General features: G+C 56.2%; 10 protein-coding genes and 1 pseudogene. 2 read left to right on the top strand and 9 right to left on the bottom strand.

Going from position 1 to position 12,146, the window contains the following annotated elements; genetic code table 11:
* Positions 1-75 precede the first annotated feature (75 nt).
* The 8 genes and pseudogenes from ACGY09_RS22520 to ACGY09_RS22485 form a co-directional block, all read right to left on the bottom strand.
* Positions 76-1,263: pseudogene (locus tag ACGY09_RS22520) on the bottom strand (IS3 family transposase).
* A gap of 93 nt (positions 1,264-1,356) precedes the next feature.
* On the bottom strand, positions 1,357-2,478 hold the full coding sequence (locus ACGY09_RS22515; RefSeq protein ID WP_397569523.1) for a glucose 1-dehydrogenase: 1,122 nt from the start codon (positions 2,476-2,478) through the stop codon (positions 1,357-1,359).
* 150 nt (positions 2,479-2,628) lie between these two features.
* A complete protein-coding gene (locus ACGY09_RS22510; RefSeq protein ID WP_397569522.1) occupies positions 2,629-3,738 on the bottom strand; it encodes a hypothetical protein in 1,110 nt (369 codons plus the stop codon).
* A 353-nt stretch (positions 3,739-4,091) separates the two neighbouring features.
* A complete protein-coding gene (upp, locus tag ACGY09_RS22505; RefSeq protein WP_397569521.1) occupies positions 4,092-4,730 on the bottom strand; it encodes a uracil phosphoribosyltransferase in 639 nt (212 codons plus the stop codon).
* Positions 4,731-5,057: 327 nt separating this feature from the next.
* On the bottom strand, positions 5,058-6,434 hold the full coding sequence (locus tag ACGY09_RS22500; RefSeq protein WP_397569520.1) for a hypothetical protein: 1,377 nt from the start codon (positions 6,432-6,434) through the stop codon (positions 5,058-5,060).
* Positions 6,435-6,773: 339 nt separating this feature from the next.
* Positions 6,774-7,418 (bottom strand): bifunctional 4-hydroxy-2-oxoglutarate aldolase/2-dehydro-3-deoxy-phosphogluconate aldolase, encoded by a 645-nt coding sequence (locus tag ACGY09_RS22495; RefSeq protein ID WP_397569519.1) that lies wholly within the window; start codon positions 7,416-7,418, stop codon positions 6,774-6,776.
* Positions 7,419-7,570: 152 nt separating this feature from the next.
* Entirely contained in the window at positions 7,571-8,062 is a 492-nt protein-coding gene (locus ACGY09_RS22490) for a hypothetical protein (protein WP_397569518.1), read from the bottom strand.
* A 268-nt stretch (positions 8,063-8,330) separates the two neighbouring features.
* A complete protein-coding gene (locus ACGY09_RS22485; protein WP_397569517.1) occupies positions 8,331-8,534 on the bottom strand; it encodes a hypothetical protein in 204 nt (67 codons plus the stop codon).
* Between the two features lie 173 nt (positions 8,535-8,707).
* Here ACGY09_RS22485 and ACGY09_RS22480 point away from each other — a divergent pair, with 173 nt between their 5' ends.
* Positions 8,708-9,121: a hypothetical protein gene (locus tag ACGY09_RS22480; RefSeq protein ID WP_373652738.1), complete on the top strand. Its 414-nt coding sequence runs from the start codon at positions 8,708-8,710 to the stop codon at positions 9,119-9,121.
* A 103-nt stretch (positions 9,122-9,224) separates the two neighbouring features.
* Entirely contained in the window at positions 9,225-10,520 is a 1,296-nt protein-coding gene (clpX, locus tag ACGY09_RS22475) for an ATP-dependent Clp protease ATP-binding subunit ClpX (RefSeq protein ID WP_373652739.1), read from the top strand.
* A gap of 144 nt (positions 10,521-10,664) precedes the next feature.
* Here the strand turns inward: clpX and ACGY09_RS22470 are convergent, their stop codons facing one another.
* The gene (locus tag ACGY09_RS22470) at positions 10,665-12,044 is read right to left on the bottom strand and encodes a hypothetical protein (protein ID WP_397569516.1); all 1,380 of its coding nucleotides are present in this window, start codon (positions 12,042-12,044) and stop codon (positions 10,665-10,667) included.
* Between the last annotated feature and the right edge of the window lie 102 nt (positions 12,045-12,146).

Genomic DNA, 12,146 nt, shown 5'->3' with positions numbered 1-12,146 from the left:
TCGAGGTGTATCTCATGCGTGATTCGTGCGGTCATGCTGGCCTGCCGGTGATTTCCGTACCAGTTATAATAAGAGTCAGGTCTGTAGGGGGCTGAACGTGTGGGCCTGGAGCGGCGGCGCAGGCGTCTTCGCCGGAGCCGTAGCGGAAGGACTACACGTTCGCGCGAACTCCGCCGGGGTCTGATACCCAAGCGAACTGTGAGGTCGCACTTCGTTGTACTGACGTCGCCACGACAGGCCCAGGCTCGTCGCTGAACGCAGTGATTCAAACACTTCGCAGGACAGAAACTCATCCCGCACCTTCGAATGAAAACTCTCCGCGTAGCCATTCTCCCACGGTGAACCAGGCTCGATGTACAGCGGCCCCACCGATGACCGCTCCAGCCAATTCCGCAACGCTTTGGCAATAAACTCCGGTCCGTTGTCACTCCGGATATGTGCCGGTACACCGTGAGCCACAAACAGGCCGCGCAACACCTCGATGATGTCCTCGCTTGTCATCCGGCGAGCCACCTTCAAACACAAACATTCGCGAGTGAATTCATCGACCACGCTCAACCACTTCAGGCTGGTCCCGTTCGACGTTCGATCGAAGATGAAATCCCACGCCCAGACATGGTTCTTCCGCTCCACACGAACGCGATTGCAGCGATTGACACTGGCACCGAGACGTCGCTTCTTTCGTCGCTTTTTTCTGCACCTTGAGACCTTCGCGACGCCACAGCCGATACACACGATCAAACCCGGCTTCAAACCCTACCCGCTGCAACAGAACCGTGATCCGGCGATACCCGAAACGCGGGTGCTGAAGAACCAACTCGTGAATCCGGGATAACAGCCGCCCTTCGTCACAAGAGGGTTGCCGTTCATAACGGTGACTACTGCGCGGCTGGCTCAACACACGGCACGCGCGACGTTCACTGACCGAAAACGAGCTCTCCAGATGGTCCACAGCTTCACGCTTGCGGGAAGGGCTCACCAGTTTCCCGAGGCGATCTCTTTCAGCATCGCCTTGTCCAGCTCCGCTTCAGCCAGAAGCTTCTTCAGTCGCGCGTTCTCTGTTTCCAGTTCCTTCAGACGCTTCGCTTCGTCTGAACTCATACCGCCGTACTTGCTCCGCCAACGGTAGTAAGTCTGCTCGCTGATCCCGAGGTGTTGAACCACCGCCGAAACCGACTTACCTGACTTTAGCATCGCATCACAATCACGCAGCTTCTCCACGATCTGAGCCGCGCTGTGACGTTTTCCAACACCTTTCGGCATCTGCAATCTCCTTGCCTTAATTCGGCAAAAAGACTCTCATTACTGTTGGTACATTTCAACCATGGCAGACCACGTGTTGTCAGGCGGCAGAGATCAGGCCACGTTCACGAAGACTTTGAGGGCCTCTTTGTCTTCGACCAGCAGCCGCATCATTTCTGCATAGTTATCCAGTCCGTTCACCGGATGCGTGAGGATGCGTTCTGTTACGCCGGGATATGTCATTTCGCCGAGTGCAAGACTCGCAATCCCTGACTCAAAGTGATGCCGGTTTCCGTTGACGCTGGAAACGAGTAGCTTGTTGCCCAGCACCCATTCCAGGTTAATTTTTGCCGCATCAATCGAAACGTCGTGTTTGCCACCCGTAATGCTCGTCCAGACGACGGCTCCGTTGTGGGCGACCACTTCCATAGCACGGAAAGCAACCTCGGCATTTCCCGTCGCCTCGAAAATCAGGTCTGGCTTGCCCACCTGTTTGACAAGATCGTGCATCGGTGTCTGCCGGGTGCTAACATACTTCGCACCATAGGCCTCGGCAATTTCCTGTTTCCGATGGGGTCCCGGACGCGTAGCAAGGGTGTAGACATCCATCCCGCGCAGCTTCAGCATCATGGTTGCGAGAAGGCCGATCTGGCCCGCCCCCAATACGAAGGCACGTTTCGGATTCCAGATCTGCAGTCGCTGTTGAGCGAGAAAAGCCTGTTCGATCGCTTTGGCACAAACGCTGGCAGGTTCCGACAACACACCCAGGTGTTTCAAATTGACGGGGACTTTGACCATGTACTCCGCGTCGTCCACGAACGATTCGGCCATGTATCCATGACAGAGGTTTATGCCGCGCTCGTAGTAGGTCTCTTCACTCGTGATGTCGTTTCGGCCGATGACGTCGTAGAGTGACCCGCCTGGCCGCCGAACGGTACACGAAACGTAGTCACCCACCTTCAGCTCAGTCACTTTATGACCGACTTCCATCACCTGCCCAAAGCTTTCATGGCCGATGACAAGGTGTTCGCCTCCCGGAGGAGCGTTACCGTACAGTGCTTCGTTGATTTCGCGGTCGGTTGCGTCCACGCCGACCTGCAACGTCTTGACGAGCACCGCACGCCCTTCGGGAATCTTGCAGACATGCGGGTGGGGCTGATCGAGCAGCTTCGGTGCGGGGACATCTCGCAGATGAACGCTATTCGGCTTACCAGGTAATACGGCGATGGCTTTCATGGCGAATTCGACTCGTCGAGTAGGATTGGGTCGGCGACGTGAATCTCCCCAGTGGGGAGCGCTTTTCGGTGCGAAGTGTAGCTGCGCGGCTGTCGCGGTTCCAGCACTTCGGCGAATCCTCGCCGTTTTCCCTCAGCGTCCCGATGCGCCTCACGCGGTCAAAAGAACCTGATCAGGGGCAGGACGGTGCAGACGTTCCAACAGGTCGAGCAGATTACGCGGGTGCGATTTCAAAATGCACGCATCGATCTCGACCTTCCAGAGTTGATGGTCTTCTGTCGACAACAGGCCAATCAGGTGAACGCCCAATTTCTGGCGGATCCGCTGAACAGACTGGGTCGCCTCGACCGTCGCTGGCAAGCCGAGCATGATCGCGCAGAACCGGGCTTCGGGATCCGACTCGATGGAATCGAGTTGCCCCTCAAGCCCCTCAATCAACACAGGTTCGTATCCCGCCGATCGCAGCACATCGCCAAACAGATGACGGTAGAAGAGCGACGCTTCGACCAGCAGAATCTTTCTTGTGGGGAGCGTCGGCAAGCTTCGCGAGGGACCGATTACAGACCTTGATTCTTCCGAGATCGGAAGGAGCGATGGACCTGCGAGTTCATTCTGCAGCGAAAGCCGGAACGGGACGGGAGGAGCAGGCAGATGCCTCGCCTGGGGAGCAGCGGACTGGTTACCGCGAGCCGCCTTCGCCCTGACAAGGGCTTCCTCGTCAGTCGCAGGTTCCAGAACAGTGTCGTACAGACGGACATGGTCGGGTGCTTTTGTCAGCCGACCAGCAACCGGCAGATCATAGTCCTGGCTGGAGGGAAGCACCTCGATCGGGGCCGCCGAAACTTCGATCGTGCGTGTTTTGACGGCTACGGCCCACGTCGCCTGCAGGGTCTGACATTCCAGCCGCTGCAGCAACTCCAGATCAGGGTACTCGGGCTCGAACTGCGCCGCGTCGAACTCGTGCAAGAGGTATTTGAGGCTGCTGATGCCGCTTGCGAGGTCGGCTTTGTGCTGTTCCGTCAATTGCAACGAATCGGCACAGAAGCGTTCGAGGAACAACTCGAGCACCAGGCTGTTTCGAGCCATGCGGCGCAGGTTCAGGTCGTCGGCTTTACTCCAGAAAAGCTGCAGGCGACGAATGATTTCATACAGCCGTTCCCGGTCTTCCATCTCCTGCGGTGACGCGGAAAGCCATTGGTTCAACTGACCGATCAAGTGCCAGCCGGTTTCCAGCAATGACTCGATACGAGCCGGTTCCATTCCGCAGCCTCTTCACTTTTCCCGCATTCCGCATTGTGACAGAAAGTGGACCGACAATCGGTCGATTCTGCCGTACGAACAAAAAGCGATACTCTGTCTTCCAGCGAATATCGGTAAACCAGTCCACAGAAGTTCAACCCGAGTTCCGCGCAGCCCCTCAGATCAACAATCGCAAATTGGATTGATGCGGCGCGCTCGCTTCAGGACTGATTGTCGCGATTCAATCAAGATCGGCCAGTTTCTCCAAGACCGGATTACGCTGGGTGCGACGGAATGCCGCCAGGAAATCTCGATCAGGTCGGCGGCCTGCGGAAATTGCCCATGGCCACGCTTCACCGGTCTCATCGACCTCGTCAGCCAGGAGATGGGAGGGTATTGAAGGTTCGATCCCCAGCATCACCCAGCCCCGGCACAATGTACTTGTGGTGATTGAGCTCGGGATCGATCTGTCCGACAAAAATTTGTGTGGCGGGGAACTGGTCGGTCACCGCTTTCACTCCGTCACGTGATGCAATGACGGACAGGAGTTTGATTGAGCGGACGCCCCATCTCTGAATTGCGGCGATGGCCATGCAGGCAGATCCCCCCGTCGCCAGCATGGGGTCCAGCAGAAAGACGACGTCCGGCGGCTGCGTTTGTGGCAACTTGTTGTAGTACTCTACCGGTTTCGCCGTCGCTTCGTCGCGATAGACGCCCAGATGCCAGACTTCTGCGTGAGGAACAAGATCGAGGATGGGATCCACCATTCCCAGGCCTGCACGCAGGATCGGGACGAGGGCCACTTTGGCAGTCACTTGCGTTCCCATCATCGACGTCAAGGGAGTCTGAATCGAAACCGGATGTGCGGTCAGATCCGCGGTCGCCTCATAGGCCAGAAGCGAAGACAACTGACGCAGCAGACGGCGAAACTCGTGGGGCGTTGTTTCGCGAGCACGTAATCTTGTGAGGTGATGTCTCACCAGGGGATGGTCAACTTCCGTTACTTGCGTCATGCGATAATCCTCAGGCGAATAGGAATGCGAGAAGCCTACGATGCAAGCCACTTTCGGAACAGCAACACTCCGAAAAGAGGGGGACGCGACCGGCGAGACGCCAATCGATTTGCGACAACTGCCAGGAGATCGAAATTGAAACTCAAGGCAACCGGATGGGCGATCCGTCACCCCTCACGGGTTCACGTCGAGCCCCGGATTCCGCTCTCGACATCGGCTCAGGCCGCAGCCACAAAAAAAGGGGCACAGACCCGAAGGTTTGTGCCCCATCTTAGTTGGTGAATCTCAAGTCGAAGCAGAATCTCGACAGGAACCAGCCAACTTCAATCAGATCGCCAGACGACGTCGAGAGAACGGGGCGGTGGAAATCGGCCCGTTCGAAGTGGGAATCGTCTCAGCAGGAATCGGCTTCAAGTTGACCGATGATTCCGGAACAGTACCGCAGTTGCCCGAGGCACATCCGCCGCTGCCGCAGTTACCAGTGGCACAGCCACCCGTGCTGCAGGAGTTGCAAGTCACCGGGCAGACGGTTTCTGGAACCAGCTTGCAGACTTCGTAGTTCTCGACACGTGGAACACACTTGGTCACCATGCGGGTGCAGGTCTGCTGGACTTCCCGAGGAACACAGCGAGCAACTCGCTTGGTCACGGTGATGGGCTCCTGGCGGCAGACGGTGTAAGGAACGCGACAGGTCCGTGTTTCCATGACCGTACGACAGGTCTGATGGGGAACCTTACGAACGCATTCTTCGGCAACCATTCGGCAAACCTGGTAAGGAACTTTTCGTACCTGAGTTTCGCAGACTGTACGGCAGACCTTAACAGGAATCTTCTCAACGACTTCTTCCGAAACCATGCGGCAGACCGTGTAAGGCACCCGTGTGACAATCGTCTCGGGAACCATGCGGCAAACCGTCACGGGACAGACCTGACGAACAACTTGTGGCTGGTAGGTCGTGCAGGGAACCTGGCGTTCAACGATGTTCGGGCACCAGACTCGCTTGCAGGTATAGAAACCTGGCATGCGTGTCATGCACAGTTGCGGACCGCAAGGGCCACAGACGAGCTTCGGACAGCAGGGGCCCGGATGATAGACCTGCTGCGGAACCCACTGACCACAGTCCTGTCGTTCCGTACGGTATGTCGTAACGGGACTCATGACGGTGTAGCATCGTTCCTGATTGATCACTTCTGTCTGCTGTCGCATGACTGTCTGACGACATTCACGCTCAAGCGTTTCGGTGACGGGTCGCTGAACGCAGCGTCGGACTTCCCGCGTTGTGTCTTCAAACACTTGTCGCTGAGTTGTGTACGTCTGATCGCGGTAGAGCGTTTCGGTGACGGGACGCATCACGGTGTAACGTTCTTCACGATCGGCAGTCTCGTAGACCTGACGGGCGACCTGATACTGCTGTTCGCGATAGGCAACTTCGTTCACGATCCGGTGATGTGTTTCCTGCACATCATCGAAAACGGTTTCATACACTGTTCTGCTGACGGTGTACGTTTGCGGTTCCTGAATCGTCTCATAAACCGTGCGCTGACACATCTGCCGCTCGACGCGCTGAGTGGTGTAGCAGCAATTCTGCTGACATGCATTCACCGGACAGCACCGGTAACTCGCGGCTCCGCAGTACCACCCTGCCGAAACAGTTCCCGGTGACGCGCCGACCGCGATTACCAGCGCCCAAAAAGCACTGACCATCGCTCTTTTCATAATTGCCTCCCCCATGACTGGTTTAAGCCATCTCCCCCGCGGAGCTCACCAACGGAAGAAATGGCAAATTGCTGAGATCCGACAATCATGATAGGCCGCAGGTTAACCGGACGCTTTAATCAATTTCTGGAAAATCCAGATTCGCTCTCAAACATCGGGCGTGATCGTATACAGACCGCAAATTCCGCAAACTATCGAGCGCAAGTGAGTCGTTACAGACCCGTTTAATCCCCCTATTTTGCTATCATTTGGTGAGTTTCGGCATCATTGATGATGCCAAAGAGCCACGTCCCGGATTGATCGTTCAGGACCTTATTCCGGACGAATTTATTGGCGCGCCTGTTGCAGCAACTGCACATACTCGCTCGCCAATTGCCTGATCCGGGCGAAGTCGCCACGTTCAAGTGCATCCTTTTCGACAAGCTGGCTGCCAAGTCCGACTGCACACGCGCCCGCCTTGACGAAGTCACGCAGTGTCTCGCGGTTCACGCCCCCGGTCGGCATGAGGCGAACCTGGGGCAGCGGCCCCTTCAGCGCTTTCAGGTAGGGAGCGCCACCGATATCGGCAGGGAACAGCTTGACAATGTCGGCACCCGCTTCCCATGCCGTCATGATTTCGGTCGGCGTATAGGCCCCCGGCATGACAAGTTTGTCATAACGCATCCCCAGCTTGATGATCTCCACATTCACGCAGGGCGAAACCAGAAACTCAGCCCCCGCCAGAATCGCGACACGTGCCGTTTCAGGATCGAGAACCGTTCCGGCTCCGAGCAGGATCTTGTTGCCCAGTTCTTTACGAACGGCAGAAATCACGTCAACCACGCCGGGGGTGGTGAACGTCACCTCAATCACGTCGATTCCCCCTTCGTAAAGGGCCTTTGCAACACTGACAAGTTGCTCGCCGGACTGGGCGCGAATAATCGCCACGATGCCACTCTTCAAGACACGCTGCAAATCTTCATGACGACTCATTCGTCGAAACCTTTCGATGACACTGAAAGAACGGGTAAGTGTGAAAATCGCCTCGAACGTGTGAACGGAACCGATGGTCCGCGCGGCAGGCCCGGCCGATGCCATCTGGAGAACAGCCATTCAAGGCATGGCAGAAGAAAGCGACGACGGATTCAAGCGCGCGCAGAGAACTTTTCCGCGAACTCCAGAATCCACTGATCGACGACGTCGCAAAACCCTTCGACGTCGACCTGAGTGAGTTGCTGAAAGTGCGAGCGGCTCAGAACTTCCTTATTCCGGATTGCCCCGCGTGCCACCAGTTCGAGAATGCGAGTCGGCGAATAGGGGCGGACCAGCATTTCGATATGACTGTAGAAGTGGACGAGACCTTTGGTACCGGCAGGTCCTGGCGCCAGATCATCACGACGGATGCGAGCGCCCCAGCCGTCGGCGGACATCAAAGGCTCGTAGTCAAAGCCGGGAAAATAGTCTGCTAGCTTACGCAGCCCCGCTTCGACATGTTCAGAGAGTTCCAGGCGTGACTTGGAGTGGATATTGCGACATTCCTCTTCTGTCATTGCCCGCAGGGCCTGCTCGCGGCTCTCGGCTTCTCGCTGGCGCTGCCCGCGTTCAATTGCACGTTCAAGTCGTTGATCAAAGTTCATGAATATTTCTCACGGCCGTTGAATACGTCGCGTCGAGCCTGTCTTCGATCTGCCATCCCGGCACACGTGCAATGATATCCTTATCAGTCAAAGACTGTCTGTCAGAACGAGAAAACCGTCATCGGCGACTCCTGCCACACTGATGCCACACTGACACACATCATCGCATCAGCAGAAAAAGCGATTCAAAACGGTTAACTGACAAACTTTGCCGACGATGACGAATCAATCGATTCAAAATTCCAGTTCACCGGGCGTCTGCACGATTCTATTCCACCGGACCGCAACTTTGAACCATGTCCCAGCGGGAAATCCCGTTCAGGACGCGAGACTGGACCTGTAGACCTTTCAAATCTACAACTGTTGATGGGGAGACGTGCGGCTTTTGTGTAATCGCTACAACAGCGAACGGCAGCTTATGCCAGGAATGGGGATGGAAACCCGGAATCAGTGGTGTTAAGACAATAGGCACAGATGTTGCTTCATCAAAGCTCGGCTGAAAGCAGAATGGCTTCGCAGTCGAAGAACGATGAGGACGGTACTTGATGGCTCCCGGTAGTTGATGGCTTCAGAGTGCACTTGAAGACAAGTGGCCGAAGAAGAAGTTGGACCTGTACTAGCAGGGCCAATGGCGTGAGGATGGCCATGATCGATTGGAACCGATGGCAGAATTATCAGCAGGCGATGAGCCCTCTCAGTTGGGCGATCGTCGGGCTGGTAGTGTTGGGATCGATCTGGCTGATTGTTTGGATCAGGTCATACTTTCGCGATGATGCCGACAATGCGGATGAGACACTGGAAATGCTCACACAGTTCCGCGAATTGCATCAGGAGGGTGGCCTCTCAGACGATGAGTTCCGATTAATCAGGAGCCGTCTTGCACTGACTGCGAAACAGGCATTACAGGCAAGACACGAACCAAGCGCAGTTCCCGCCGAAACTGGATTACCAGGATTTTTGGAGACGAAGCTCGACATCCCTCTGGACGCGCCGGAATCGACTGCAATCGTAAAGCCAGAGGATGCTCCCTCAGAAATGATGGATAAGGAAGCCCAATAGCATGCAAATCCCAATTGCAAAGCCAGGCCAGGGACGCGCCGCCAGCTTTCACCACTGTGTCACTCACTGAAGAAGTTCAATCGGCAGCGTTGAAGGATAGCTGATGGCCTCAGGACGCGATTTTATGTCGACCGGCAAGCGCGGTGCGACCGGTAAAAAAAATGCAAACTGTTCGTTCTGTCGAAAGAGCTACCGCGAAGTCGGTCCGCTCGTCGAGGGACCGGACGAAGTTTACATCTGCGGTGAATGTATTGAACTGTGCCAGAATATTCTGGACCAGGAAAAACGTCGCCGTGGCGGATCGACCAAACTGTTCAACCGCGTTCCCACCCCTCGGGAAATTACGGAACACTTGAATCAGTATGTCATCGGTCAGGACCGCACCAAAAAACTGCTTTCCGTAGCGGTCCACAACCACTACAAGCGGCTGATGGCCACGGCTGACGTGGACAACGATATCGAAATCGAAAAGTCGAACATTCTGCTGATCGGCCCCACCGGTTCGGGTAAGACGCTGATGGCAAGAACGCTTGCCCGTCTGCTCCAGGTCCCCTTCGCCATCGGCGATGCGACGACCCTGACCGAAGCTGGCTACGTCGGGGAAGACGTCGAAAACCTGTTGCTGAAGCTTCTGCACGCGGCTGACTTCGATATTGAATCAGCACAGCGAGGAATCGTCTTCATCGACGAGATCGACAAGATCGGCAAGACGTCCCAAAACGTCTCGATCACTCGCGATGTCTCTGGTGAAGGGGTTCAGCAAGCCCTGCTCAAGATGCTCGAAGGGACCGTCGCCAACGTGCCGCCACAAGGGGGCCGTAAGCACCCAGAGCAGCAGTACATCCAGATCGATACCACGAACATCCTCTTCATCTGTGGGGGGACATTCGTCGGCCTCGAAGACATCATCGCGAAACGGATGGGGAAACGAACCATCGGTTTTGGTGCCTCGGGAACCGCGATCCACGAAGATGCACGGACTCGCTCCGGAAAGCTGCTCAGTCAGGCCTGTACCGATGACATTATCGAATACGGCATGATTCCTGAGCTTGTCGGGCGACTCCCCGTCGTCAGCGCTCTTCTGCCACTCGAAGAAGAAGACCTCGTCAAGATTCTGGTCGAACCCAAGAATTCGTTGGTCAAGCAATACCAGAAGTTCTTCCAGATGGAGAACGCCGAGCTCGAGTTCACTTCAGACGCGCTCCGGGAAATTGCCCGCATCGCAAAGGAAAAAGATACGGGAGCACGCGGACTTCGATCGGTCGTGGAAGACTCGATGTTCGAAGTCATGTACGACCTTCCTGATCAGGCGGCTGGCAAGAAGTACGTGTTGACTCCCGAAGTCATTCGTGGTGAAACCCGACTTCGTCCGCTCGATGATTCCGCCACCGCGGCGTGATCAGCCGATCACTCGGAAAGCACAAGCAGCCCTGACTCTCAGTCAGGGCTGCTTTTTTTATGAACGACTTCGACTTCCGGTCAGCCTTCTACGTCGTCCCTGTTCTTGAGTCGTCCCTGTTCTTGAAGGGACGCATGCCGAATATCAGCGAGTTCCCTTCAACTGAACTGGCTGCAAACTGCGAACAGTAATCGTGTCGGCGTTCCAGTCGTCACGGTGGGCTCGCGGACCAACGATGCCCATCGCACGTCCCACATGCCTGTTCAAGTCGACTCCAGGGGCTGGCTGAAGGTATGCGAGAAAGCGTCCATCCGGAGCGATCAGAACATACTGCGGTCCACCCGGAAAGGTTTTGGCCATCTTCTGAACGATCCCCGCGCCATCGAAGGCAGGAGCACCATTCCCTTGCGGTGGCGCCGGACGCTGAGGTTGCGGCTGTACCTGCGGTTGCGGCTGCGGCTGAGCCTGGGGTTGTTGCGGAATTGGCTGAATCGGAGGAACGTTCTGCGGTGGAGCGGTATTAGGAATCTGGCGCGGGACAGTGGGGGACTGCAGAGCAAGCAGTTCCGCATCTCGCTGTCGGGTCTCCTCGGACAGCCGTGTGAACTCAAGATAGTTCTTGTGGATTTCACGATAACGTTTGACGGCATCCAGACGAGATCCGATCGTCGCCGTCATGGAGGGCATTCCCGTCTCCCCATCGAGGCGTCGATACTGCTCGTCGAGAGAATCAAGATTCCATTGAGTCGGTTCCTGACGGATCATGTCCCGAAACTGATTGTCGATTTCTTCAAGTTGTTTCCGTGCTACAGCAAGTTGCTCTGCATCGGGTCCGGTCTTTCGAACGCCACTGTTTTCCACGCCGTCCGTATCCGTCGAACCCGCTGAGTCTCGCTCTTCACGACGGATGGGGCCAGTCGAAATGGGCCGGGCGAACGCATCTTCGGCGAGATTCGCGACGGGCCCTGAGGGCTTCTTGCGCGGCGATTGGGGCGCAGGGAAGGGCTCTGTCCGAATTGCATCCGCAGGCACAATCGATTTGCGCGCGATCCACCGCCATTCGCGTTTCACCGGGCTGATCTTGTACATCAGCCGCATGGTGTCATCGAAGCGAAATTCTTTCTCACCCAGAATTTCGACGGCATCGCCCTTGGAGAGATGAGCCTGGACGGTCATGAATTCGTCTGGCTTCACGTTGCTGCCAATGTGAACGACAACATCGTTGGCCTTCAGCACGCCACTTTGCGGCCCACTTTTTTGCACGTACTCGGCTCGGATCCAACTGAAACTTCCCGGAGGGGGTGCAATCATGCACCAACCGCCCGGATCATGGCGGTGTACCATGACCCGATCACCCTTCCGCAATTTGTCGGTTGGATAGAACTTCGGGCCGGGTCCGCTCCAGACACTCTCGCCGTCCTCTGCATCCACGATCGCTTCATAAGGAAACTTACGCTCTTCAGATTGCAGCGGCGTACTGCCCGCAAACAGAGTAGCGCAAGCAATCAGCAACAGAAAACGCATCGGCGAGGCCTCCGTGCCGAATCAATCGAAACTTTGAATCCAGATCAACAAGCTGGGTCGAGCGCGAATTACATGTCCAATAGAATACGACACTCGGAATTG

This window comes from Schlesneria sphaerica (genome assembly GCF_044336245.1).
Lineage (GTDB): Bacteria > Planctomycetota > Planctomycetia > Planctomycetales > Planctomycetaceae > Schlesneria > Schlesneria sphaerica.
Note: the sequence above shows the minus strand (reverse complement) of the source record. Positions and strands in the feature narration are given on the sequence as shown.

Bases quoted from the DNA above. Each gene is read 5' to 3' on its own strand.
- ACGY09_RS22515 (WP_397569523.1), bottom strand. From the start codon at position 2,478: ATGAAAGCCATCGCCGTATTACCTGGTAAGCCGAATAGCGTTCATCTG.
- ACGY09_RS22510 (WP_397569522.1), bottom strand. From the start codon at position 3,738: ATGGAACCGGCTCGTATCGAGTCATTGCTGGAAACCGGCTGGCACTTG.
- upp (WP_397569521.1), bottom strand. From the start codon at position 4,730: ATGACGCAAGTAACGGAAGTTGACCATCCCCTGGTGAGACATCACCTC.
- ACGY09_RS22500 (WP_397569520.1), bottom strand. From the start codon at position 6,434: ATGGTCAGTGCTTTTTGGGCGCTGGTAATCGCGGTCGGCGCGTCACCG.
- ACGY09_RS22495 (WP_397569519.1), bottom strand. From the start codon at position 7,418: ATGAGTCGTCATGAAGATTTGCAGCGTGTCTTGAAGAGTGGCATCGTG.
- ACGY09_RS22490 (WP_397569518.1), bottom strand. From the start codon at position 8,062: ATGAACTTTGATCAACGACTTGAACGTGCAATTGAACGCGGGCAGCGC.
- ACGY09_RS22480 (WP_373652738.1), top strand. From the start codon at position 8,708: ATGATCGATTGGAACCGATGGCAGAATTATCAGCAGGCGATGAGCCCT.
- clpX (WP_373652739.1), top strand. From the start codon at position 9,225: ATGGCCTCAGGACGCGATTTTATGTCGACCGGCAAGCGCGGTGCGACC.
- ACGY09_RS22470 (WP_397569516.1), bottom strand. From the start codon at position 12,044: ATGCGTTTTCTGTTGCTGATTGCTTGCGCTACTCTGTTTGCGGGCAGT.